The sequence below is a fragment of the Methylobacterium sp. WL6 genome (assembly GCF_008040095.1).
Taxonomy (GTDB): Bacteria; Pseudomonadota; Alphaproteobacteria; order Rhizobiales; family Beijerinckiaceae; genus Methylobacterium.
Genome location: NZ_VRVH01000052.1, coordinates 1 through 22,827, shown reverse-complemented (window position 1 = coordinate 22,827; position 22,827 = coordinate 1). Strand labels below are relative to the sequence as shown.

21 protein-coding genes are annotated in these 22,827 nt (G+C 69.5%); 13 read left to right on the top strand and 8 right to left on the bottom strand.

Annotation, left to right across the window (positions count from 1 at the left end; genetic code table 11):
- On the bottom strand, positions 1 to 769 hold a 769-nt coding region (locus tag FV230_RS10070; protein WP_147842270.1), incomplete at its 3' end, for an extensin family protein.
- A 208-nt stretch (positions 770 to 977) separates the two neighbouring features.
- On the opposite strand from FV230_RS10070, the gene FV230_RS10065 reads away from it, so the two are divergent.
- Positions 978 to 2,213, top strand: coding sequence for an amidase (locus FV230_RS10065; protein WP_147842269.1), 1,236 nt, complete (start codon positions 978 to 980; stop codon positions 2,211 to 2,213).
- A 15-nt stretch (positions 2,214 to 2,228) separates the two neighbouring features.
- On the opposite strand, the gene FV230_RS10060 is transcribed toward FV230_RS10065, so the two are convergent.
- The gene (locus FV230_RS10060) at positions 2,229 to 3,395 is read right to left on the bottom strand and encodes an AI-2E family transporter (protein WP_147842268.1); all 1,167 of its coding nucleotides are present in this window, start codon (positions 3,393 to 3,395) and stop codon (positions 2,229 to 2,231) included.
- Positions 3,396 to 3,453: 58 nt separating this feature from the next.
- Entirely contained in the window at positions 3,454 to 3,957 is a 504-nt protein-coding gene (locus FV230_RS10055) for a molybdenum cofactor biosynthesis protein MoaE (protein ID WP_147842267.1), read from the bottom strand.
- Between the two features lie 142 nt (positions 3,958 to 4,099).
- Here FV230_RS10055 and FV230_RS10050 point away from each other — a divergent pair, with 142 nt between their 5' ends.
- Entirely contained in the window at positions 4,100 to 5,119 is a 1,020-nt protein-coding gene (locus FV230_RS10050) for a gamma carbonic anhydrase family protein (protein ID WP_147842266.1), read from the top strand.
- A gap of 400 nt (positions 5,120 to 5,519) precedes the next feature.
- Here the strand turns inward: FV230_RS10050 and FV230_RS10045 are convergent, their stop codons facing one another.
- Positions 5,520 to 6,431, bottom strand: a complete 912-nt coding sequence (locus FV230_RS10045) for an amino acid ABC transporter substrate-binding protein (protein ID WP_147842265.1) — start codon at positions 6,429 to 6,431, stop codon at positions 5,520 to 5,522.
- A 69-nt stretch (positions 6,432 to 6,500) separates the two neighbouring features.
- Positions 6,501 to 7,778 (bottom strand): dicarboxylate/amino acid:cation symporter, encoded by a 1,278-nt coding sequence (locus tag FV230_RS10040; RefSeq protein ID WP_147725916.1) that lies wholly within the window; start codon positions 7,776 to 7,778, stop codon positions 6,501 to 6,503.
- A 348-nt stretch (positions 7,779 to 8,126) separates the two neighbouring features.
- On the opposite strand from FV230_RS10040, the gene FV230_RS10035 reads away from it, so the two are divergent.
- The 10 genes from FV230_RS10035 (at position 8,127) to FV230_RS09990 (ending at position 17,468) form a co-directional block, all read left to right on the top strand.
- Positions 8,127 to 9,044 (top strand): branched-chain amino acid ABC transporter permease LivH, encoded by a 918-nt coding sequence (locus FV230_RS10035; RefSeq protein ID WP_147842264.1) that lies wholly within the window; start codon positions 8,127 to 8,129, stop codon positions 9,042 to 9,044.
- The gene (livM, locus tag FV230_RS10030; RefSeq protein ID WP_147842263.1) at positions 9,044 to 10,432 is read left to right on the top strand and encodes a high-affinity branched-chain amino acid ABC transporter permease LivM; all 1,389 of its coding nucleotides are present in this window, start codon (positions 9,044 to 9,046) and stop codon (positions 10,430 to 10,432) included. The genes FV230_RS10035 and livM overlap by 1 nt, the downstream gene beginning before the upstream one ends.
- Positions 10,432 to 11,310, top strand: a complete 879-nt coding sequence (locus FV230_RS10025) for an ABC transporter ATP-binding protein (RefSeq protein ID WP_147725913.1) — start codon at positions 10,432 to 10,434, stop codon at positions 11,308 to 11,310. The genes livM and FV230_RS10025 overlap by 1 nt, the downstream gene beginning before the upstream one ends.
- On the top strand, positions 11,307 to 12,110 hold the full coding sequence (locus FV230_RS10020) for an ABC transporter ATP-binding protein (protein WP_147725912.1): 804 nt from the start codon (positions 11,307 to 11,309) through the stop codon (positions 12,108 to 12,110). The genes FV230_RS10025 and FV230_RS10020 overlap by 4 nt, the downstream gene beginning before the upstream one ends.
- A gap of 4 nt (positions 12,111 to 12,114) precedes the next feature.
- On the top strand, positions 12,115 to 12,480 hold the full coding sequence (locus tag FV230_RS10015) for a DUF6867 family protein (protein WP_147842262.1): 366 nt from the start codon (positions 12,115 to 12,117) through the stop codon (positions 12,478 to 12,480).
- 87 nt (positions 12,481 to 12,567) lie between these two features.
- Complete coding sequence (locus FV230_RS10010) at positions 12,568 to 13,689, top strand: branched-chain amino acid ABC transporter substrate-binding protein (protein WP_147842261.1); 1,122 nt, start codon at positions 12,568 to 12,570, stop codon at positions 13,687 to 13,689.
- 501 nt (positions 13,690 to 14,190) lie between these two features.
- Positions 14,191 to 15,087, top strand: a complete 897-nt coding sequence (locus FV230_RS10005; protein WP_147842271.1) for a transporter substrate-binding domain-containing protein — start codon at positions 14,191 to 14,193, stop codon at positions 15,085 to 15,087.
- 84 nt (positions 15,088 to 15,171) lie between these two features.
- On the top strand, positions 15,172 to 15,894 hold the full coding sequence (locus FV230_RS10000; protein WP_147842260.1) for an amino acid ABC transporter permease: 723 nt from the start codon (positions 15,172 to 15,174) through the stop codon (positions 15,892 to 15,894).
- The gene (locus FV230_RS09995) at positions 15,894 to 16,586 is read left to right on the top strand and encodes an ABC transporter permease subunit (RefSeq protein ID WP_147725908.1); all 693 of its coding nucleotides are present in this window, start codon (positions 15,894 to 15,896) and stop codon (positions 16,584 to 16,586) included. The genes FV230_RS10000 and FV230_RS09995 overlap by 1 nt, the downstream gene beginning before the upstream one ends.
- 153 nt (positions 16,587 to 16,739) lie before the next feature.
- Positions 16,740 to 17,468 (top strand): amino acid ABC transporter ATP-binding protein, encoded by a 729-nt coding sequence (locus FV230_RS09990; protein WP_147725919.1) that lies wholly within the window; start codon positions 16,740 to 16,742, stop codon positions 17,466 to 17,468.
- Positions 17,469 to 17,516: 48 nt separating this feature from the next.
- Here the strand turns inward: FV230_RS09990 and FV230_RS09985 are convergent, their stop codons facing one another.
- The 3 genes from FV230_RS09985 to FV230_RS09975 form a co-directional block, all read right to left on the bottom strand.
- Positions 17,517 to 18,635: an alkene reductase gene (locus FV230_RS09985; RefSeq protein ID WP_147725907.1), complete on the bottom strand. Its 1,119-nt coding sequence runs from the start codon at positions 18,633 to 18,635 to the stop codon at positions 17,517 to 17,519.
- A gap of 134 nt (positions 18,636 to 18,769) precedes the next feature.
- Positions 18,770 to 19,411 (bottom strand): GNAT family N-acetyltransferase, encoded by a 642-nt coding sequence (locus FV230_RS09980; protein WP_147725906.1) that lies wholly within the window; start codon positions 19,409 to 19,411, stop codon positions 18,770 to 18,772.
- Positions 19,411 to 21,768 carry an Orn/Lys/Arg decarboxylase N-terminal domain-containing protein gene (locus FV230_RS09975; protein WP_147842259.1) on the bottom strand — a complete coding sequence of 786 codons (2,358 nt, stop codon included), beginning with the start codon at positions 21,766 to 21,768 and terminating at the stop codon, positions 19,411 to 19,413. Before FV230_RS09975 ends, FV230_RS09980 begins: the two co-directional genes overlap by 1 nt.
- Before the next feature lie 292 nt (positions 21,769 to 22,060).
- On the opposite strand from FV230_RS09975, the gene FV230_RS09970 reads away from it, so the two are divergent.
- Positions 22,061 to 22,729 (top strand): DUF1007 family protein, encoded by a 669-nt coding sequence (locus FV230_RS09970; protein ID WP_147842258.1) that lies wholly within the window; start codon positions 22,061 to 22,063, stop codon positions 22,727 to 22,729.
- The last annotated feature ends 98 nt before the right edge of the window (positions 22,730 to 22,827 follow it).

The window sequence follows — 22,827 nt, the reverse complement described above, 5'->3', positions numbered from 1 at the left end:
CCTCGATATCCACCGGGGCCTGCGGCGGCGCCGGCTGGCGCTCGGGCGGGCGGGGGCGGGACATTGGCCGCGGGCTGTCCGAGCCGAGCTGTGGCGTGAACTTGATCAGCGGCTGGCAGATCCGCTTCAGCCCGCGCGGGTCGTGGCGCGCCAGGTCGACGTGGATGTGGTCGTAGTGGAACACGTTGGAGCCGGGCGCCAGCACGGTGGTGAAGCGCTGGCAGGCCCCGATGAAGACCTCGCGCAGGAAGCCCTGCTCGGCCTCCGTACCGCGCCAGCCGCCCTTGACGGTGATGACGTAGCCGTCGGCGAGCTTGAACGACATCACGTCGATGGCGTTGCCGAAGGAATGCTCGGACAGCTTGGCGCCGACCTGGTTGTTGCGCCCGCGGCAGGCGTAGGAGCCGGCGTTGATCTCGGCGACCGGCTGGCCGAAATACAGGTTCGCCGCCGGCTGGATCGTGTCGGCGAGCCAGGCTTCGGCTTGCGCGAGCGCCGGGCAGCCGAGCGTCATGCGCTGCTTCAGGACCACGGCGCCGCCGCCGAGCCGCGTCACCCGGAACGGCTGCGTCATGCCGCAGGGGCCGGGCCCGTCGATCTCCTTGGACGGGACGACGAACTCGGTCGGCTCGACGAGCTTCTTGGCCAGGCACACCTGCTCCGCCTGGTCGCGCCAGGCGTCGCGGCGCTCAAACTTGTTGATCGCACAGCCGGTGAGCCCCGCGCCGAACAGCGCAAGGGCGGAGAATGCGAGAACGCTACGCCACATGACGCGGAGAATGATCACGGACGCGTAAACGCGATGCTAACGCTGCCGCCGTCGCGGCGGGGCCTTGCGCATGCTACGCCCCGGGCACCGCCGGCCGGGCCTTCGCGCATCCGCGCACGAAACCTGCACCGGCGCCCCCGGCGGTCGTCGTCGGACCCGCCCCGGAACCGGTGGCCTTCGCGAAGGGCCCTCAAGTCAAGGACGCGTGATGCTTTCGTTGGTCGACCTGCGCCGCCGCATTGAAGCCGGCACCCTCACGCCGGAGGGCGCGATCCGCCTGTCGCAGGAGGCGATCCTCGCGCGCGATCCGGTGGTGCGCGCCACCGTCGTCACCGATCCCGCGCCCGCCGTCACCGATGCCGGGCCGCTCGCCGGGATCGCGGTGGGCGTCAAGGACATCATCGACACCGCCGCGATGCCGACGCAGATGGGCTCGCCGATCTACGACGGCTGGCGCCCGAAGGCCGACGCCGCCATCGTCATGCGGCTCAAGGCGCTGGGCGCGGTGGCGCTGGCCAAGACCACGACCTCGCCCTTCGCCAGCGTCGATCCGACCGAGACCACGAACCCGCACGATTCGAACCACACGCCCGGCGGCTCCTCGGCGGGCTCCGCCGCCGCGGTCGGGGCCGGGATGCTGCCGCTGGCCCTCGGCACCCAGACCGGCGGCTCGGTGATCCGGCCGGCGAGCTTCTGCGGCTGCGCCGCGATCAAGCCGTCGTTCCGGCTGCTGCCGACGGTGGGCGTGAAGACGTTCTCGTGGGCCCTCGACACGCTCGGCCTGTTCGGAGCCGGCATCGGCGACGTCGCCCACGCGCTGGCGCTGATCGCCGGCCGTCCGGCGATCGACCTCGGCGGCACCGCGCCCGGCACGCCGCGGGTCATGGTCGTGACGCAGGACTACGCCGAAGCCCCGGCGCCCGAGGCGCAGGGAGCGCTCGACCGTGCGCGGCAGGCGGCCGAGCGCGCGGGCGCGCTGGTGCGCGACTTCGCGCTGCCGGCGGAGTTCGCCGCGGCGTTCGAGAGCCACGGGACGGTCCAGGATTTCGAGGCGCGCCAGGCGCTGGCCTGGGAATACGCCCACCATCGCGACGCCGTGAGCCCGCGGCTCGGTCCGCAGCTCGACGCCGCGCAGGGGCTCGACGCGGCCGCCTACGACGACGCCCGCCGCAAGGCGCACCGGGCGCGGCGCCTGCTGAAGACGCTGTTCTCGGATTTCGACGCGATCCTGACCTATTCGGCCCCCGGCTTCGCGCCGCGGACGCTGGCCTCGACGGGCGACGCCCGCTTCAACCGCCTGTGGACGCTGATGGGCGTGCCCTGCGTGAACGTGCCGGTGCCGGGGGACGGACTGCCCGTCGGCGTGCAGGTGATCGCCCGGTTCGGCGACGACGGGCGGGCCCTCGCCGTCGCCGCGATGATCGAGGGCGCCCTGGAACGGTAGGGCGTCCACAGCGCGTCAGACCGTGGCGTCCTCGCCGAGCGTGTCCTCGACGTAGAGCTGCTCCAGCAGCACCTTGATCACCGCCATCATCGGCAGGGCCAGCGCGATGCCCCACAGGCCGAAGATCACGCCGAGCACGAGCTGCCCGGCGAAGATCGTCGCCGGCGGGATGTCGAGGGCGCGCTTCTGGATGAACGGCGTCAGCCCGTAGCTCTCCAGGCACTGCACCAGCAGGTAGACGCCGAGCGCGCCGAGCAGCGCGTTCACCCCCGAGGCGAGGCTCGCCAGCAGGATGATCACGCCGGCGACGAGCGGACCCACCGTCGGCACGAAGGCCAGCAGGCCGGCCTGGAGCCCGAGAATCAGCGAGCCGCCGATGCCGAGGAAGGCGAGGCCGCCCCAAATGCACAGGAAGATCACCGTCATCGTGATGAGCTGGCCGAACAGCCAATGCCGCAGGGTCTCGCCGGCCCCGTCGAGCACCTTCGACCAGCGATCGCGCTTCCTGGGCGGGATGAAGCGCAGCACCCCGTCGCGGTAGCTCGCCGGATCGGCGGCGAAGGACAGGCCGAGGAAGACGATCACCAGCACGTTGCCGAGCGCGCTGAACAGCCCGATGATCACCGCCGCCGCCGGGCCCAGAACGTTGCCCGCATCCGACAGGAGCGAGCCCGGGCTCTTGATCGCGCTCGAGGCGAGGCCGCCGAGGCCTTCCGGCTTCTTGTCGTCGTCCTTGGGCGCGGGCTTCTCGTCCTTGCCCTTGCCGTCCGGCCCGCCGACGGAGTCGAGGATCGGCAGGTCGATGCCGTAGGACGACAGCCAGGACGTGACCGTGCCCGCCTGGCTCTTGATCGTCTGGCCGAGGTCGCGCCCCTGCTGCACCACGGTCGCGCCGCCGAAGCCGATCAGGCCGATGGCCGCCGCCGCGACCGCGAGGCTGGCGATCGTCAGCCGCAGGCCGCGGGGCAGGGGCAGGACGTGGCCGAGGCCACGGGTCAGCCCGTCGAGGAAGACGCCGAGGAGCACCCCGGCGAAGACCAGGAACAGCGTCGCCACCGACATCCAGGCCAGCGCCAGCAGCGCCACGAACGACACCACGGCGATGCCGGATGCGGCGAGCGGCAGCGTCCCTCGCCAGGGGCCGACGGGCCCGGCGAACGCTTCGGTCTTGGGTTCGGCCATGTCGTCCTTCGAAACTGGTGCGGCGTCGGCGCTCACGAGCGCCCCCGCGCCGCCCGGGTCAACCCTCGGGCGCCGCCTCTGCACCGAGGATCGCGGCCCAGCGCGCGGCGGCCGCGTCGTCCGCCTCCGCCGCCTCGACCCAACCGCCGTTGGTCCCGTCGACGAGATGCTCGCGCTTCCAGAACGGGGCGCGCGTCTTGAGGTAGTCCATCAGGAAGCTCGCCGCCTCGAAGGCCGCGACGCGGTGGCTCGATGCGGTGAGCACCAGCACGATGCCCGCGCCCGGCGCGACGCGGCCGTAGCGATGGATCACCCGGACCGCCTGGAGCGGCCAGCGCGCTTCGGCCGCCGCCGCCACGCGCCCGATCTCGGCTTCGGCCATGCCGGGATAATGCTCGAGCTCCAGCGCCGTCAGCCGGCCGCCCTCGTCGCGGCACAGGCCGGTGAAGGTGACGACCGCGCCGGCGCGACCGGCGAGCCGCGCGTTCAGCGCGTCGATCTCGGCGGCGACGTCGAAGGGCTCGGCTTGGATGCTGACGGAGGGCAGGGAAGCAGCGGGCATCGGTCTCTCATCGCGGCGACGCGGGTGACGGCGGCGTGACGACGAAACACGCTTGCGCCTGACTCGGCCACCGCCTGCGCCTATATGGCATATCGGCCCGCTCCCCGCGGGAAGCGGCCGATCCGCGCCGAAGGACGAAGACGTGACGCCTGAACTGATCCTGCCCTACGATGGCGTCCTGCCGGAATTCGCGAGCCGCCCTGTCTGGTGCGGGCGCGGCAGCACGGCGATCGGCGCCGTCCGCCTCGGCAGCCAGGCCTGGATCGGCGACGACGGCGTGATCCGCGCCGACGGGCAGCCGGTGACGCTCGGCGACCGGTTCTGGCTCGGCCACCGCTCCACCGTCCACATCGCGACCTTCACCCACGGCACCCGCGTCGGCGACCGGGTCACGGTCGGGCGCAACAGCGTGGTTCATGCCTGCACGGTCGGGTCCGACGTGGTGATCGAGGACGACGTGGTGATCCTCGACGGGGCGAGCGTCGGCGACGGCGTCGTGATCGAGGCCGGCGCGACGGTGTTTCCGCGCGCCCAGCTCGCCGGCGGCTTCGTCTACGCCGGCAGCCCGGCCAAGCCGCAGCGCCCGATCGATCGGGCCGAGATCGACGAGCGCGCCGAGCGCCTGCGCGAGGCCGCGGGCGATCCGGCCGCGGTCGCCGCCGGCGACCCGCCCGAGGTCGACGAGACGGTCTACGTCGCCAGCACGGCCCGCATCCGCGGCCGCGTCGGGCTCGGCGCCGGATCGAGCGTGCTGTTCTCGTGCGACCTCCATGCCGAGGTCGGGCCGATCGTGGTCGGCGCCGACACCAACATCCAGGACAACACGGTGATCCGCACCCGAGGGGAGGGCGTCGTCATCGGCCGCGACACCACGATCGGCCACAACGTCCGCATCGGCGACAGCCGCATCGGCGCCCGCTCGCTGATCGGCATCGGCGCGACGGTCGCGCCCGGCACGGTGATCGCCGACGACGTCATGCTCGCCGCAGGGGCCACCACCGATCCCGGCCAGCTGCTCGAGGGCGGCTATCTCTGGGGCGGCCGCCCGGCCCGCATCCTCGGACCGCTCGATGCCGACAAGCGCGCGATGATGGTGCGCATCGTCGAGGGCTACTGCGAGCACGGGCGCGAGTACCGCAAGGCCGAGGCCGGGCAGGGGTGAGCTTGCGTCGCGCGCGTCGCGATAATTGAAGACGCGCCATGGTCTTCGAGAGGGCCCTGACGCGTCCGCGTGTGCCGGTTCGAACGGCGAGAAGCCCCAGGCCCACCACGCCTACGATAGTCGCACATCACAAACGGTCGCTGAAGAGCGCGCCTTCCCTCCCCCCTCTGCGGGGGAGGGTGGGCCTCGCGTCAGCGAGGGTCGGGAGAGGGGAGCGCCGTATCCGGACAGCGCGCTCCCCTCTCCCGACCCGCTGCGCGGGCCACCCTCCCCGCAGAGGGGGGAGGGGAGACACGTGTCATTTCTTCGCTACGTCAGCCTGGACGGAAAAGGTGCCCGCATCTCGTTCGTTCGCTCGCGTCGGTGAATGACGACGCGACCAGCCGCCATCGAGGCCGCGTCAATCCTCCAACCCGATCAGCTGGAAGCTGGTGTGCAGGTCGTTGGACATCGGCACGTTCAGCCGCTCGCCGTTCGGCAGGCGCTTGAGGAACCAGCGCTCGTAGGTCCAGCGCAGCTCGCGCCTTTCGGCCAGCCGCGCGAAGGTCGCGGCGACGGCGCCCGCCAGCTCCGGGTCGTCCTTGCGGAACATGATGCCGTAGGGCTCGAACGACAGCTTGTCCGGCAGCACCGTGTACTTCGCGCCGTCGGCGGAATCGTTGGCGATCAGGCCGTAGAGCAGGATGTCGTCGGTGGCGAAGGCGTCGGCGCGGCCGTCCTTGACCATGGCGTAGGATTCCGCGTGGTCCTTTCCGCTCAGGATCTCGGCCTGCAGCTTGAGCTTGGCGAGGATGTCGCGGACGGCGGCCTCGTTGGTGGTGCCGGCGGTGACCACGACCTTCTTGCCGCCGAGGTCGCGATAGGACGCGATCGGCGAGGCCCGGGCCACGAGGAGCTTCGTCGCGCTGATGAAGGTCACCGGCGAGAACGCGACCGTGCGGCGGCGCTCGGCGTTGGCGGTGGTGGAGCCGCATTCGAGATCGACCTTGCCGCCGGACACCGCCGCGAACCGCGTCTCGGAGGTCACCGGCTCGTAGCGCACCTTCAGGTCGGTGCGTCCGGTCTCGCGGCCGATCTCGTCGACGATCTCGCCGCAGAGGTCGATCGCGTAGCCGATCGGGCGCGGGCTGCCGTCGGCCTGCTTGCCCTCGACGAAGGAGAACGGGACCGAGCTGGTGCGATAGCCGATCACCACCTCGCCCTTCGCGGCGATGGTCTTCAGGGAGCCGGTGAGAACGTCGACCGCGCCCGCAGGCCCCGCGATCGCCAGCAGCCCCGCCGCCAACGCCGCCGTCACCGTGCCTGACGCCATCGCGAAACTCCTGATCCGGGCAGCGGGAAGGGATCGGGACCGGCGGCCGGTCCCGGATCGGACGACCGCCTACTCGGCCGCCGCCACGGCGCCGACGTGGTCGAGGCGCTGGTCGCTCGTCGAGAGCTGCCCCTCCCACTTGGCGACGGCCACGGTGGCGATGCTGTTGCCGAGTACGTTGGTGGCCGAGCGGCCCATGTCGAGGAACTGGTCGATGCCGATGATCAGCAGCAGCCCGGCTTCGGGGATGTTGAACTGCGTCAGCGTCGCCGAGATCACCACGAGCGAGGCGCGCGGCACGCCGGCCATGCCCTTCGAGGTCACCATCAGCAGGAACAGCATCGTCAGCTGCTGACCCCAGGTGAGGGGGATGTTGTACGCCTGCGCGATGAACATCACCGCGAAGGTGCAGTACATCATCGAGCCGTCGAGGTTGAACGAGTAGCCCATCGGCAGCACGAACGAGGTGATGCGGTTGGGCACGCCGAACTGCTCGAGGTTGGTCAGCATCTTCGGGTAGGCCGCCTCGCTCGACGCGGTCGAGAAGGCGAGCACGAACGGCTCCTTGATCAGGTTGAACAGCCGCTTGATCCCGGCTCCGCCGAGCAGCAGGAAGCCGACGCCCATGAGCGCGCCCCAGAGCACGCCCAGCCCGATGTAGAACTCGACCAGGAACTTGCCGTAGGTCACCAGCACGCCGATGCCCTGCGTGGTGATCGTCGCCGCGATCGCCGCGAACACCGCGACGGGGGCGAACAGCATCACGTAGCCGGTGACCTTGAGCATCACGTCGGCGAGGCCCTCGATGCCCTTGGCCAGGAACGCGCCCTTTTCGCCGAGCGCGGCGAGCGCCACGCCGAAGAAGATCGAGAACACGACGATCTGCAGGATCTCGTTGTTGGCCATCGCCTCGACCGCGCTCTTGGGCACGAGGTGGGTGACGAACTCCTTCAGCGACAGCGAGGCCGCCTTGAGGCCGGTGCCGGCGCCGACGTCGGGCAGCGGCAGGTTCAGGTTGTGGCCGGGCTGCATGATGTTGACGAGCACGAGGCCGAGCATCAGCGAGCAGAACGAGGCGCCGACGAACCACAGCAGCGCCTTGCCGCCGACGCGGCCGACGCTGGCGGTGTCGCCGAGATGGGCGATGCCGACGACGAGCGTCGAGAACACGAGCGGGGCGATGATCATCTTGATCAGCCGCAGGAAGATGTCGCTGATCAGCGCGATGTAGCCGGCGATCTCCTTGGAGGTCTGCGGGTCCGGCCAGGTGATGCTGCACAGGTATCCGACGACGATGCCGAGCAGCATCCCGACGAAGATCAAGGTGGTCAGCCGCGAACCTGTCATCGGGAACTCCTGGGCGAAAGCGAGCCGGCACGAGATTTCGCGTTAACGAATGTGAAGCAGGAAGCGCGCCATGCGCAAGCGGCCAGGACGGTTTAATCCGTGGGTCCGCGACTTTTGTTTTTCGCGGGGATTGGATTTTCCGGCGTGGCGTTTTCGTCGCGCCGAGGGCTATGCTCCGGCACGGGCGCGGCCGGTTGCGGTTGAAGGGCGTCGCACGGTGTGGCGGCGGCGCCGCTCGTGCGGTACGGGACTTGCGCGTCCGGGATCTGCCGGTTCGGGACTTGCCCTGCCCGGCCTTGCCCCATACGCCATGCGCCGCCGGCCGCGGGCGAGAGAGACGGACACGCGATGGATGTCTTCGTACAGCAGTTGATCAACGGGCTGACGCTCGGGTCGATCTACGGCCTGATCGCGATCGGCTACACGATGGTGTTCGGCATCATCGGCATGGTCAACTTCGCGCACGGCGACGTCTTCATGGTGTCGAGCTTCATCGCGCTGATCGGCTTCCTGATCCTCACCGCCTGGCTCGGCGTCTCCTCGATCGCCCTGGCCTTCCTGATCGTGCTCGTCGTCTCGATGGTGCTGACCGCGCTTTGGGGCTGGGCGATCGAGCGGGTCGCCTACCGGCCGTTGCGCGGGTCGTTCCGGCTGGCGCCGCTGATCTCGGCGATCGGGGTCTCGATCTTCCTTTCGAACTTCGTCCAGGTGACGCAGGGCGCGCGCAACAAGCCGCTGCCGCCGATGCTCTCAGGCGGGATCACCCTGTTCGAGACCGACGGGTTCCAGGTGTTCCTATCCTACAAGCAGTGCCTGATCATGGCGGTGACCGCGGTGCTGCTCACCGGCTTCTGGTACCTCGTCCAACGCACGCCCTTCGGCCGGGCGCAGCGCGCCTGCGAGCAGGACCGCAAGATGGCGGCGCTGCTGGGCATCGACGTCGACCGCACGATCTCGCTGACCTTCGTGCTCGGCGCCGCGCTCGCGGCCGTCGCGGGCGTGCTCTACCTGATGTATTACGGCGTGGTCTCCTTCTCCGACGGCTTCGTGCCCGGCGTGAAGGCCTTCACCGCCGCGGTGCTGGGCGGCATCGGCTCGCTGCCGGGCGCGGTGCTGGGCGGCCTGATCATCGGGCTGATCGAGACGTTCTGGTCGGCCTATTTCTCGATCGAGTACAAGGACGTGGCCGCGTTCTCGATTCTCGCCGTGGTGCTCATCTTCATGCCGTCGGGGATTCTCGGCCGCGCCGAGGTCGAGAAGGTCTGATGGCCGCTGCCACCCGCGGGGCCGACGGCCTCACCGGCATCCTGAAGGATGCCGCCATCTACGCGCTCGGAGCCTTCGCGCTCTGCGTGCCCGTGGTCAGCTTCCGGACCGATGCCGGCCCCACCGGCGGGCTCGAGCTGACGCCGCGCTGGGTTCTCGTCGCCGGGCTCTGCGCCGCGATCTTCCTGGCCCGCCTCGCGCAGCGATTGGTCCTGATGCGCCGCGACGCCCGCCGCGCGCTCAGGCCGTCGCGGTCCCAGGCGACGGAAGCGGTCGCCGGCATGCCGAATGCCGGGCAGCGGGTCTCGATGCTGGCCCTGTGGCTGTTCATCGGCGTGGCGCTGACGCTGCCCGTCGTCGCCGCGCTCGCGAGCGGCAGCCTCGGGGAGGGACGCTACTGGATCGACCTCGGCATCCTGATCCTCACCTACGTGATGCTCGGCTGGGGCCTCAACATCGTCGTCGGCCTCGCCGGCCTGCTCGATCTCGGCTACGTCGCCTTCTACGCGGTCGGCGCCTACTCCTACGCGCTGCTCTCCACCACCTTCGGCCTGTCGTTCTGGATCTGCCTGCCGCTCGCGGGCCTGTTCGCCGCCCTGTGGGGCATGCTGCTCGGCTTCCCCGTGCTGCGCCTGCGCGGCGACTACCTCGCCATCGTGACGCTGGCCTTCGGCGAGATCATCCGCCTCGTCCTGATCAACTGGGTCGACGTCACCGGTGGCGGCGCCGGCATCTCGTCGATCCCGCGCGCGACCTTCTTCGGCATCCCCTTCACCGCGGGCGAGGACGGGTTCGCCGCCCGCTTCGGGCTGACCTTCGACTCGATGCACCGGGTCGTGTTCCTGTACTACCTCATCCTCGCGCTCGCCCTGATTACCAACGTCGTGACGCTGCGGCTGCGGCGGCTGCCGATCGGCCGCGCCTGGGAGGCCCTGCGCGAGGACGAGATCGCCTGCCGCTCGCTCGGCATCAACACCACCACGACGAAGCTGACGGCCTTCGCCCTCGGCGCCGCCTTCGGCGGTTTCGCCGGCTCGTTCTTCGCCGTGCGCCAGGGGTTCATCTCCCCGGAGAGCTTCAACTTCCTGGAGAGCGCGATCATCCTGGCGATCGTGGTGCTCGGCGGCATGGGCAGCCAGGTCGGCGTCGCCATCGCCGCGGTGGCGATGGTCGGCGGCCCCGAGATGCTGCGAAACCTCGGCTTCCTGAAGTCCGTCTTCGGCCAGGGCTTCGACCCGAACGAGTACCGCCTGCTGCTGTTCGGCCTCGCCATGGTGGCGATGATGGTCTGGCGCCCGCGCGGGCTGATCTCGGAGCGAACGCCCTCGGTGGCGCTGGGCGAGCGCCGCGCGATCTCGGGCGCGCATGTCAGCGAGGGCCACGGCTGATGACCGAGCCGACCACCCGCGCCGACGCCGTGCTGACCGTCGACCACCTGACCATGCGCTTCGGTGGGCTGACAGCCGTCGGCGACCTGTCGTTCCAGGCCCATCGCGGCGACATCACCGCGCTGATCGGGCCGAACGGCGCCGGCAAGACCACCGTCTTCAACTGCATCACCGGCTTCTACAAGCCGACCGAGGGGATGCTGACGCTCGCCCATGCCGACGGCTCGAAGCATCTGCTGGAGCGCCTGCCGAACCATGCCGTGAACCGGATCGGCCGGGTCGCGCGCACCTTCCAGAACATCCGCCTGTTCCAGGGGATGACGGTGCTGGAGAACCTTCTCGTCGCCCAGCACGCGCCGCTGATGCGAGCGTCGGGCATGACCGTGCTCGGGCTGCTCGGCCTGCCGGTCTACCGCCGGGCCGAGGCCGCGGCGATCGAGCGGGCGAAGGAGTGGCTCGTCCGCATCGGCCTGATCGAGCGGGCCGACGACCCCGCCGGCGACCTGCCCTACGGCGCCCAGCGCCGGCTCGAGATCGCCCGCGCGATGTGCACCGAGCCGGTGCTGCTCTGCCTCGACGAGCCGGCCGCCGGCCTCAACCCGCGCGAATCGGGCGAGCTCAACGCGCTGCTCCGCCACATCCGCGACGCGCACGACACCTCCGTGCTGCTGATCGAGCACGACATGTCCGTGGTGATGGAGATCTCCGACCACGTCGTCGTGCTCGATTACGGCGTGAAGATCGCCGACGGCACCCCCGGCGAGGTCCGGGCCGACCCGCGCGTCATCGCCGCCTATCTCGGCGTCGAGGACGAGGAGGTCGAGGCCGTCGAGGCGGAGGTCGGCCTCACCGTCACCCATCTGGAGGTCGAGGCTTGAGCGTCGCCGGGATCAACGTGCTCGTGGAGGAGACCCGGGCGCTCGCGGCCGGGAAGGCTCCGGCCAAGACCCTGCTCGCGGTGCGCGGCGTCTCGACCTACTACGGCAGCGTCGCGGCTTTGCGCGGCGTCGATCTCGACGTCACCGAGGGCGAGATCGTCACGCTGATCGGCGCCAACGGCGCCGGCAAGTCGACCCTGATGATGACGATCTTCGGGGCGCCGCAGGCGCGCGAAGGCACCATCACCTACGACGGGCGCGACATCACCCGCCTGCCGACCCACGAGATCGCGCGGCTCGCGATCGCGCAGTCGCCGGAGGGCCGCCGGGTCTTCCCGCGCATGAGCGTGCACGAGAACCTGCAGATGGGCGCCGCGCTCCACGACGGGCGGTACTTCGCCCAGGACCTGGAGCGCGTCTGCGCCCTGTTCCCCCGCCTGAAGGAGCGGCTGACCCAGCGCGCCGGCACCATGTCCGGCGGCGAGCAGCAGATGCTGGCCATCGCCCGCGCGCTGATGAGCCGGCCGCGCCTCCTGCTGCTCGACGAGCCCTCGCTCGGGCTCGCGCCGCTGGTGGTGAAGGGCATCTTCGACGCGGTGCGCGACCTCAATCGGCGCGACGGCATGACGATCTTCCTCGTGGAGCAGAACGCCTACCACGCGCTGAAGCTGGCGCATCGCGGCTACGTGCTGGTCAACGGGCGCATCACCATGAGCGGCACCGGCCGGGCGCTGCTCGCCGACCCCGCGATCAAGGCCGCCTATCTCGAGGGCGGCCACGGCGCCCCGGTGGAGGTCTGACGCGATGCAGGGCCTGATCTACGAAGAGGAGTCGATCGGCCTCTTCCTCCTCGTCACCGTCGCGATGGGCGGCTGGGCCGGGTGGATGGCCGCCCGCGGCCTGGCCAAGGCATGGCGCCCGTTCTGGCAGATCGTGCCGGCGCTCCTCGCGGTGGCGGCGGCGGTGCGATTCATCCACTTCGCGCTATTCGGCGGCACGCTTTTGTCAGCCCAATACTATGCGGTCGACGCCATCGTCGTCATGATCGTCGGCGCGGCGGGCTACCGATGGACGCGGACGCGGCAGATGACGACCCAGTATCGCTGGCTCTACGAGCGGACTTCGCCGCTGACGTGGCGGACACGCGAGCCGGCGGCCGGCGGGCCGTGATCTCAATCGGCGCGCGTGCGTGCCGAGCGCACGATTCTTGCCCGGCGCCGACGGTCCGAATTCAGATCACAACCAAGGGGATTTGAGATGAGAGCGTTACTACTGGCGGGCCTCGGGCTCGGTGCCATGCTCGCGGCGGCCCAGGCGGCCGAGGTCAAGCTCGGCATCGCCGCGCCGATCACCGGCAACAGCGCCGCGATCGGCACGCAGCTCAAGAACGGCGCCACCCAGGCCGTCGAGGACCTGAACAAGTCCGGGGCGGTGAAGGGCACGACGTTCTCGGTCCTCGTCGGCGACGACGCGTCCGATCCGAAGCAAGGCGTCTCGGTCGCCAACAAGTTCGCCTCCGACGGCGTGAAAGTGGTGGTCGGCGACTACAATTCCGGCGTCTCGATCCCGGCCTCCGACGTCTACCAGGACGCCGGCATCATCCAGGTCACGCCGGCCTCGACGGCGGTGAAGTTCACCGAGCGCGGCCTCTGGAACGTGTTCCGCACCTGCGGTCGCGACGACCAGCAGGGCGCGGTCGCGGGCGAGTATCTCGCGACGCACTTCAAGGGCAAGAAGATCGCCTTCGTCCACGACAAGACCCCCTACGGCAAGGGCCTCGCCGACGAGACCCTGAAGGCGCTGAAGGCCAAGGGCGGCAAGGACGCGATCTACGAGGGCATCAACCCGGGCGAGAAGGACTATTCCGCGCTCGTGTCGAAGCTGAAATCCGCCAAGATCGACGTGGTCTACTTCGGCGGCTACTACACCGAAGCCGGCCTGATCCTGCGCCAGATGAGCGATCAGGGCCTGAAGGCGCCGCTGATGGGCGGCGACGGCCTCGTCGACAAGGAGCTGGTGGCGATCGCCGGGCCGGCGGCGGAGGGCACGCTGACGACGTTCCCGCCGGACGCGCGCAAGAACCCCAACGCCAAGGACGCGCTCGCCGGCTTCAAGGCGAAGGGCATCGATCCGGAGGGCTACACCCTCTACTCGTACGCCGCGGTCCAGGTGCTGGCCAAGGCCATGTCCGAGACCGGGTCGACCGACGGCAAGAAGCTCGCGGACTGGCTGCACCAGGGCAAGCCGGTCGACACCGTCGTCGGCCCGATCGCCTACGACAAGAAGGGCGACATCACGAAGCCCGACTACGTGATGTACCAGTGGAAGAAGAACGCGGCCGGCAACATCGATTACGCCGGCAACGAGCTGACCAAGTAGCGCGTCCTCACGTCGCCGCGTCCGAGCCGTCCCGCACCACGCGGGGCGGCTCTTTCATGCCTACGCGGCGAGACAGATTGGCGGCTTTCCAGGCATAATCGTCGCCGAACCCCGGATTCCCGGTGCGCCCGCTCACGAAACGTGCACACTGCACCCTGCATGGGCGAAATTGCCCGGCTCCGAGGTTCGGATCGACAACCGGGTGGAACCTGTGAACGCCGACGCGCGACGGCCTCGCTCCATGCGGGCAGACCGCTTACGGACGAAGACCGAAATCGGTCCCGGTCCCGCGACGGTGCGGGACGACCCGGTCCCGATGCTCGCGAGAGTTGTCCCCACCATATCGGCCAAGCTTGCTTCGCCCGTCCGGGTTCCGGCACCATCATTGCAGAGGCACGGCCAGCGCCGGCCGCTTTCTGCGCGTCCGCCACACGCCGCCATGTTCGTGCGGCTCGTTTCGGGAGTTTCGTTTTGACGCAATCCAAGTTCGATCGTCGCGGGATCGTGGTCGCCCTCGCGCTCGGCGCGGCCGTGGTCTCCGCCGGCGCGCAGGCCCAGGAGCTGACCGGCACGCTGAAGAAGGTGAAGGACACCAACGCCCTGACCATCGGCTACCGTGACTCCTCGGTTCCGTTCTCCTACCTCGACGGCGACCAGAAGCCGGTCGGCTACGCGATGGACATCTGCCTCAAGATCGCCGAGGCGGTGAAGAAGGAACTCAAGCTCCCGGGCATGGAGGTGAAGCTCAACCCGGTCACCTCCGCGACCCGCATCCCGCTGATCGCCAACGGCACGATCGATCTCGAGTGCGGCTCGACGACGAACAACGCCGACCGCCAGAAGCAGGCGGCATTCACCAACACCCACTTCCTGACGGCGACGCGCTACGTCTCGAAGAAGGACGCCAAGCTGCACACGATCGACGACCTCAAGGGCAAGACCGTGGTCTCGACCTCGGGCACGACGAACATCAAGCAGATCAACGAGGCCAACACCGCCAAGAGCATGGGCCTGACGATCCTGCCCGCCAAGGACCACGCCGAGGCGTTCCTGATGGTCGAGACCGGCCGTGCCGTCGCCTTCGTGATGGACGACGTGCTGCTCGCCTCACTGGTCGCCGGCTCCAAGACCCCCGACGCCTACGAGATCTCGACGGAAGCCCTGTCGAAGCCCGAGCCCTACGGCATCATGCTGCGCAAGGACGACGCGCCGTTCAAGGCGGTGGCGGATGCCGCGACGAAGGCTTTGTACGAGAGCCCCGAGGGCAAGGCGCTCTACAGCAAGTGGTTCGAGAAGCCGATCCCGCCGCGCAACATCAACCTCAAGCTTCCGATGAGCGAGGCGATGGCCAAGCAGTTCAAGAGCCCGAGCGACAGCGCCGACCCGGCCGCCTACTGAGCCTGAGCCGGCGGATCCCGGGCGGCACTGCCGCCCGGGATCCGCGACACGGATCGAACGAACGAGAACGGTGAAGCGCGGGCGATGAACTACAACTGGAACTGGGGCATCTTCTTCGAACAATCGCCCGAAGGCACCGGCACCTACGCCGACATGCTGCTCTCGGGCCTGGTCTGGACGATCGCGACCGCGCTCTGCTCCTGGATCATCGCCTTCTTCCTCGGCTCGCTGATCGGCGTGATGCGGACGCTGCCCTCCAAGGGCGCCAATGCCGTCGGCACGGCCTATGTCGAGCTGTTCCGCAACATCCCGCTGCTGGTGCAGATGTTCCTGTGGTACTTCGTGCTTCCGGAGGTGCTGCCGCAGGCGTGGGGCAACGCGCTGAAGCAGCTGCCGAACGCCCCGTTCTACACCGGCGTCGTCTGCCTCGGGTTCTTCACCGCCTCCCGCGTCGCCGAGCAGGTCCGCGCCGGCATCCAGTCGCTGCCCCGGGGCCAGCGCCTCGCCGGCACGGCGATGGGCTTCACGGTCTACCAGACCTATCGCTACGTGCTGCTGCCGAACGCCTACCGGATCATCCTGCCGCCGATGACCTCGGAGTTCCTGAACAACCTCAAGAACACCTCCGTCGCCCTCACCATCGGCCTGCTCGAGCTGACGGCCCGCGCGCGCTCGATGCAGGAATTCTCGTTCCAGGTTTTCGAGGCGTTCACGGCGGCGACCATCCTGTACGTCCTCATCAACCTCGTCGTCATCCTGCTCGCGTCCCTCCTGGAGCGCAGCGTGGCGGTTCTCGGGCAGCGCTGATGTTCTCGAACTTCGATTTCGGCGTCGTCTTCGGATCGCTGCCCTACCTGTTCGGTCAGGGCATGGTCTTCACCGTCACCCTGACCGCGCTCGCCGCCGGCATGGGCGTCATCCTCGGGACCCTGCTGGCGATGGCGCGCCTTTCGGGCGTGCCCGGCCTCAAGCACGTGGCCAAGGTCTATGTCGAGCTGATGCGCTCCCTGCCGCTCGTGCTGGTGATCTTCTGGTTCTACTTTCTGGTCCCCTATATCGGCGCCTACCTCACCGGCGCCTCGCGCCCGATCCAGGTCGGCGCCTTCTCCTCCGCGCTGATCACCTTCACGCTGTTCGAGGCGGCGTACTTCTCCGAGATCATGCGCGCCGGCATCCAGTCGATCCCGAAGGGGCAGACCGGGGCGGCCTACGCGCTGGGCATGACCTACGCGCAGACGATGATCACCGTCGTGCTGCCGCAGGCCTTCCGCAACATGCTGCCGCTGCTTCTGACGCAGACGATCGTCCTCTTCCAGGACACCTCGCTGGTCTACGTGCTGTCGCTGACCGACTTCCTGGGGGCGGCCTCGAAGGTGGCCCAGCGCGACGGGCGCCTGGTCGAGATGTACCTGTTCGCCGCGGTCGTCTACTTCGCCGTGTGCTTCTCGGCCTCGTTCCTGGTACGCCGGCTGCAGCGCCGCGTCGCCATCATCCGCTGATCGCCGTACAAGGACCGCGTTATGACCTCGACGCCGATGCCGGCCCCCACCGCCAAGACCCCCGTCGCTCCCGGCTCCGTCGCGCCGACGGATGCCGGCCTGCAGTCCGGCCCGCTGTCGAGCCCGCCGCCGAAGCTCGCGACCGGCGCGCCGATGATCGCCATCGACAACGTCAGCAAGTGGTACGGCGACTTTCAGGTGCTGACGAACTGCACCACGCAGGTCGCCAAGGGCGAGGTCGTGGTGGTCTGCGGCCCCTCGGGCTCGGGCAAGTCGACCCTGATCAAGTGCGTCAACGCTCTGGAGCCGATCCAGAAGGGCCAGATCACGGTCAACGACACCAAGGTCGTCGACAAGGCCACCGACCTGCCGAAGCTCCGCTCCCGCGTGGGGATGGTGTTCCAGCACTTCGAGCTGTTTCCGCACCTCTCGATCACCGAGAATCTCACCGTCGCCCAGCGCAAGGTGCTTAAGCGCCCGGCCGAGGAGGCGAAGAAGAAGGGGCTCGACCTGCTCGCCCGCGTCGGCCTGTCGGCGCACGCCAACAAGTATCCCGGCCAGCTCTCCGGCGGTCAGCAGCAGCGCGTGGCGATCGCCCGCGCGCTGGCGATGAACCCGGTGGTGATGCTGTTCGACGAGCCGACCTCGGCGCTCGACCCCGAGATGGTCGGCGAGGTGCTCGACGTGATGGTCGAGCTCGCGAAGGAGGGCATGACCATGATGGTGGTGACCCACGAGATGGGCTTTGCCCGCAAGGTCGCCGACCGGGTCATCTTCATGGATCGCGGCGAGATCGTCGAGGACGCCCGCAAGGACGACTTTTTCGGCCAGCCGCGCAGCGAGCGCGCGCAGCAGTTCCTGTCGAAGATCCTGCAGCACTGAACCTCGCGCGCGACCCGGCGCGCCCCGTGAGCGCGCCGGGTCCGAGCGTCAGCGCTTGATCGCCACCGGCCCGTTCATGCCGGGCCAATCCGAGTAGCCGTTGGCACCGCCGCCGTACCAGTACGGCTTCGGCGCCTCGGCGAGAGGGGCGCCGGACGCCAGCCGTCCCACGAGGTCGGGATTGGCGATGAAGGGCCGGCCGAAGCTGAACAGGTCGGCGTGCCCATCCGCGAGCTCCTTCTCGGCCAGCTCCAGCGTGTACTGGTTGTTGCCGACATAGGCCCCCGAAAAGCGCTTCCGCAGGTCGAGAAAGTCGACGCTGTCGGGCACGTCGCGGGTCTGCTGGGTCACGCCCTCGATGGTGTGGATGTAGAGCAGGCCGAACTGCGACAGCGCATCGACGTAGGCGCCGAAGGTCGCGTGCGGATCGCTGTCGAGGGGCGTCTTGCCGGGCTCGGTCGTCGCCGGGGAGAGGCGGATGCCGACGCGGTGACCGCCGCCCCAGACGTCCGTGACCGCCTTCACCACCGCGAGCGGAAACCGCAGCCGGTTCTCGATCGATCCGCCATACGCGTCGGTGCGCGTGTTCGTCGAATCGCGGACGAACTGCTCGAGCAGATAGTTGTTGGCCGAGTGGATCTCGACACCGTCGAACCCGGCGCGCTTCGCGTTCTCGGCGGCGCGCCGGTAATCCTCGACGATTCCCGGGATCTCGTCGGCCTCCAGGGCGCGCGGCGTCACGTGCGCCTTCATGCCCTCCTCGGTGAAGGCGGTGCCCTCCGGCCGGATCGCCGAGGCCGAGACCGGCGGCCGATGTTCCGGTTGCAGGTCGGGATGCGAGATCCGACCCGTGTGCCAGAGCTGCAGGAAGATGCGGCCGCCGTTGGCGTGCACCGTGCCGACGATCCGGCGCCAGGCCTCGACCTGCGCCTCCGACCAGATCCCCGGCGTGTAGGCGTAGCCGACGGCCTGCGGCGAGATGTTGGTCGCCTCCGAGATGATCAGCCCCGCGGTGGCGCGCTGGCCGTAATAATCGGCGGCGAAATCCGGCGGCACGCCGTCGGTCGAGGAACGGCTCCGGGTCAGCGGCGCCATCACGATGCGGTTGCTGAGGGTGAGGTCGCCGAGGGTGTAGGGCTGCAGCACGGGGCTGTCGGAGCGGGGCATGCCGGGTCCTTTGTCGCAGGCGGTCGCGCGGCTCACGGCGATGGACGGTCCGCCGGGACGCGAGCGCGGGTGTCCGACAACGTGCCGCGCCGGCGGGAGTTCGCCGCAGCGCACCGGCGGGCGGCAGGCCCCGGCTACTTCCCGGTCCAGTCGTGCCCCGCCACCAGCGCCTCCACCGGCTTCCGCCACGTCGAGGGCTGGTCGTCGGAGCCGGAGCCGAGGGCGCATTGCACCATCACGCTGTCGCTCCAGCGGCCGTACTTGTAGCCGACCGCGGGCAGGTGGCCGACGCGGACGAAGCCGCAGGCCTCGTGCAGGCGCAGCGAAGCCGCGTTCTCGGAATCGATGTAGCCGATCATCTGACGGTAGCCGCCCGCGGCGCAGGCCTCGATCAGCGCCGGCAGCAGGCGTCGGCCGATCCCGGCATGCAGGTGCTCGGGATGCACGTAGATCGAATGCTTGAGCGTGTAGCGGTAGGCCGGCCGCTTCCGGAACGGCACCGCGTAGGCGTAGCCCGCGACCTGACCGTTCCGGTCGGCGACGAGGTGGGGCAGGCGCTTCTTGCGCATGGTCTTGCGGCGCCGGCGCAGGTCGTCGGGGAGGAGGCGATCCTCCTCGAAGTCGCCGACGTCGCCGACGCCGCGGCGGATGTGGTGCTCGTAGATCGCCACCATCGCTGCGAGGTCCGCGTCCGACGACGGGCGGATGACGATGTCGGCGCAGGACGCGGCCGGCTCTGGGATCGCGAAGTCGCCCGCCGGGCCCGCGTCCTCCATCAGCGCGCCTCGCGCATGACGTAGGTGTGGAAGCGGATCTGCCCGTCCGGCTCGACCTGACGGTACACGCCCTGGATCTCGGCCTCGAAGCCGGGAAACAGGTTCGCGGAGCGCTCGAACATCTTAAAATAGTCCAGCATCGGCTTGGCCCGCTCATCGATCCGCTCGCCGGGCAGCACCGTGCCGATCCCGGGCGGGTAGACCAGAAGCAAGGTCGTCGCCACACGCCCCTCGGCTTCGGCAATCGGGACGAAATCGACGTTGTTGCGGGTCAGCATCTGCGCCGCGGCCTTGGGCGCCATCACCATCTCGGGCAGGTGCTCGGGCTGGAACTGCTTGCGCTGGAGCATCGAGGTGCCGTGCTCGCGGTGGAAGGCGTGGAAGTCGGCGCAAAGGTCGCGAAGCCGCACGCCGCGGTAGCGGTTCGGGCGCCGTCGCACGAACTCCGGCATCGCGTCCTCCAGGAGCACGTTGTCGTCGTGCAGGCGCTTGAAGGCGACGAGGCCCGAGATCAGCGTGCCGGCCTTCGAGGATTCGACGCCGGGGGTCAGCAGGAAGAGCAGCGAGTTCAGGTCGTTCTTCTCGGCGACGATGCGGTTCTCGCGCAGGTACTGCGCGACGATCGGGGCCGGAACGCCGTGGGCGGCGTATTCCCCGGTCGCCCGGTCGAAGCCCGGCGTCAGCACCGTCAGCTTGTTCGGGTCGGTCATCGCGTAGCCGGGCGAGGTCTCGGGCCCGACATGGGTGAAGCCGTGCCAGCGCGCGCCGGGGCGCAGCTCCCAGTGCTTGGGGTCCGAGGCGAGCACGTCCGTCGTCAGGCTCTCCCACGGCACGTTGACGCCGTCCGGGCCGGGGGTCACGTCGGGCACGAAGGCGTCGAAGAACCAGCGCCGGTTCGGATCGCCCTCCTTCTCCTCGAACTCGCGGCGGATGGCGCGGACCTTCTTGCGCCACTCGATCCCGAGACGGATCGTGTCGTCCCACAGGATCATGCCCGAGCGGCCCTTCATCATCTGCGCCCCGACGTCGAGCGAGGCGAAGATCGGGTAGAACGGCGAGGTCGAGGCGTGGACGAGGAAGCTTTCGTTGAGGCGGCGGTGCTCGACGCGCCGGGTCTGGCCGCGGATGTGCCCGTCCTTGGTGTGGATCTGCGAGGCTTGGCTGAAGCTCGCGAGCTGCTTGTGGGTCGATTGCGTGGCGATGATGCCCGGCGAGGTCTCGTCGAGCCCCTTCAGGCCCATGGCGAAGCGGCCGACGAAGAGCGGGTGGAACTTCATGAAGCCGGCCCAGGCCTCGTCGAACAGGATGTAGTCGCACAGGTGCCCGATCCGCTCGACGACGCCCTGCGCGTCGAGGATCGTGCCGTCGTAGGTGCACTGCTCGATCACCGCGACGCGGAACGGACGCTCGCGGCGCCACGCCTCCTTGTCCTCGACCAGCGGGTTGCGGCGGATCTTCTCACGGATCGCGGTCTCGTCCAGGGCCTCGTGGTAGATCGGCCCGATCAGCCCGTAGGCGTTGCGGTCGGTCTCGAGGAAGATCGGGATGCCGCCGGCGAGCATCAGGGCGCCGTGATGGGCGGCCTTGTGGTTGTTGCGGTCGAACAGGACGAGGTCGCCCTCCGCGACCAGAGACCCGAGCACCACCTTGTTCGAGGCCGAGGTGCCGTTGAGGACGAAGTAGGTCTTCTCCGCCCCGAAGATCTGCGCCGCCTCCTTCTGCGCCTTCAGCGCCGGCCCCTCGTGGGTCAGGAGGTCGCCGAGGTCGAGGACCGAGTTGTCGAGGTCGTCGCGGAAGATCGCCTCGCCGAGGTGCTCGACGAAGATCCGCCCGATCGGCGAGCGGTTGTAGAAGATGCCGCCGTTGTGGCCCGGGCAGGTCCAGAGCTGGTTGCCCTTCTCGGCGTAGTCGACGAGCGCGCCGAAGAACGGCGTCTTCAGGGTCTCGGCGTACTGGGTCACGCGGGAGACGAGGCCGCGGGCGATGAATTCCGGCGTCTCCTCCGCCAGGAAGATGTAGCCGTCGATGAAGTCGAGCAGCTCGACCGGGATGTCCTCAAGCCGCTTGCGGCGCACGAGGATGACGATCGGCATCTCGAGGCCGCGCCGCCGCATCATGTCGATCAGCGAGGCCGCCTTGCCGTCGAGGCCGCGCTTGCCCCAGTCGACCACCATGCAGCCGATCGCCGCGTCGGTCTGCACGGCGATCGCCGCGTCCTCGACGCGCCGCGCCCGGATCACCTCGAAGCCGCGCCCCTCGACCGCGGTGACGATCTGCGCGACGCGGACGCCTTCGAGGTCGTCCGGATCGAAGGCCGGCGCGCACATCAGCACAGTGAAGCGGCGGTGAAAGTCCATGGAAAGCCTCTGGCCTGACGGGTCGGCGCCTGCCTGCGACGCCATCATGACGGTTGGATGACGGTGCGGGCGAACGGCGCGGGATCTTGCCGTGGCGGCGGCCGACCTTCGGTCCGCTCGGGTAATACGATCGGCCCGCCATGGCCATGACGACGATTCCTCGGGCCACCCGCTCGACCGCTCCGCGCATCGGCCGCGTCGCGCTCCGCCTCGCTTTCGCCCCAGCGCCTGCGGACAAGGTGGCCCGCGCTTAACGGATCCTTCACCACAGCGCCGCGAGCGTCCCAAACGCATGAAGCCGACAGCCGCGATCCTTCGTCCCGCACTGGCCGCCGCATGGCTGGCCTCCGCCGTCGCGCCCGCAGCGGCCCACCCGCACGTCTGGGTGACCGCGAAGGCCGAGATTGGGTACGCGGGCGGCAAGGTGGTCGCGGTACGCCACGTCTGGACCTTCGACGCCGCCTACACGGCCTTCGTCACCCAGGGGCTCGACGCGAACAAGGACGGCAAGCTGACGCCGGACGAGCTTCAGACCCTCGCCGCCGAGAACACCGGGAATCTCGCCGAGTTCGGCTACTTCACCAAGCTGAAGGTCGGCGGCAAGGAGCAGGCCTTCGCCGACCCGGTCGAGCCGCGGATGGCGATGGAGGGCGACACCCTCACCCTGAGCTTCCGCCTGCCGCTGAAGACGCCGCCCGCGCAGGGGCGCGGCGTGCTCGCGCTCGAGGTCTACGACCCGACCTACTTCGTGTCCTTCGGCCTGTCCGAGGCGCCGGATGCCGCGACGCTCGTCGGCGCACCGAGCGGCTGCGCGGCGACGGTGACGCGGCCGAAGACCCCCGAGCCCAAGACGGCGGAGGCCGGCGCCCCCGGGATGAGCGAGGCGTTCTTCGAGGCGCTGACGGCCGCTTCCGGCTACGGGGTGCAGTTCGCGAACCGGATCCTCGTCGCATGTCCGTAGGCGCCACGCTCGCCGTCCAGCCCGCACGCCGCCGGCCGCTGCGGCTGATGCTGGTCGCCGCCGCCGTCGCGGTCGCGGCCCTGATCCTCGCCGGCTTG

Excerpts from the sequence above, each read along its gene's own strand:
- FV230_RS10065 (WP_147842269.1), top strand. The coding sequence starts at position 978 with ATGCTTTCGTTGGTCGACCTGCGCCGCCGCATTGAAGCCGGCACCCTC.
- FV230_RS10060 (WP_147842268.1), bottom strand. The coding sequence starts at position 3,395 with ATGGCCGAACCCAAGACCGAAGCGTTCGCCGGGCCCGTCGGCCCCTGG.
- FV230_RS10055 (WP_147842267.1), bottom strand. The coding sequence starts at position 3,957 with ATGCCCGCTGCTTCCCTGCCCTCCGTCAGCATCCAAGCCGAGCCCTTC.
- FV230_RS10045 (WP_147842265.1), bottom strand. The coding sequence starts at position 6,431 with ATGGCGTCAGGCACGGTGACGGCGGCGTTGGCGGCGGGGCTGCTGGCG.
- FV230_RS10040 (WP_147725916.1), bottom strand. The coding sequence starts at position 7,778 with ATGACAGGTTCGCGGCTGACCACCTTGATCTTCGTCGGGATGCTGCTC.
- FV230_RS10035 (WP_147842264.1), top strand. The coding sequence starts at position 8,127 with ATGGATGTCTTCGTACAGCAGTTGATCAACGGGCTGACGCTCGGGTCG.
- livM (WP_147842263.1), top strand. The coding sequence starts at position 9,044 with ATGGCCGCTGCCACCCGCGGGGCCGACGGCCTCACCGGCATCCTGAAG.
- FV230_RS10025 (WP_147725913.1), top strand. The coding sequence starts at position 10,432 with ATGACCGAGCCGACCACCCGCGCCGACGCCGTGCTGACCGTCGACCAC.
- FV230_RS10015 (WP_147842262.1), top strand. The coding sequence starts at position 12,115 with ATGCAGGGCCTGATCTACGAAGAGGAGTCGATCGGCCTCTTCCTCCTC.
- FV230_RS10010 (WP_147842261.1), top strand. The coding sequence starts at position 12,568 with ATGAGAGCGTTACTACTGGCGGGCCTCGGGCTCGGTGCCATGCTCGCG.
- FV230_RS10000 (WP_147842260.1), top strand. The coding sequence starts at position 15,172 with ATGAACTACAACTGGAACTGGGGCATCTTCTTCGAACAATCGCCCGAA.
- FV230_RS09995 (WP_147725908.1), top strand. The coding sequence starts at position 15,894 with ATGTTCTCGAACTTCGATTTCGGCGTCGTCTTCGGATCGCTGCCCTAC.
- FV230_RS09990 (WP_147725919.1), top strand. The coding sequence starts at position 16,740 with ATGATCGCCATCGACAACGTCAGCAAGTGGTACGGCGACTTTCAGGTG.
- FV230_RS09985 (WP_147725907.1), bottom strand. The coding sequence starts at position 18,635 with ATGCCCCGCTCCGACAGCCCCGTGCTGCAGCCCTACACCCTCGGCGAC.
- FV230_RS09980 (WP_147725906.1), bottom strand. The coding sequence starts at position 19,411 with ATGGAGGACGCGGGCCCGGCGGGCGACTTCGCGATCCCAGAGCCGGCC.
- FV230_RS09975 (WP_147842259.1), bottom strand. The coding sequence starts at position 21,768 with ATGGACTTTCACCGCCGCTTCACTGTGCTGATGTGCGCGCCGGCCTTC.
- FV230_RS09970 (WP_147842258.1), top strand. The coding sequence starts at position 22,061 with ATGAAGCCGACAGCCGCGATCCTTCGTCCCGCACTGGCCGCCGCATGG.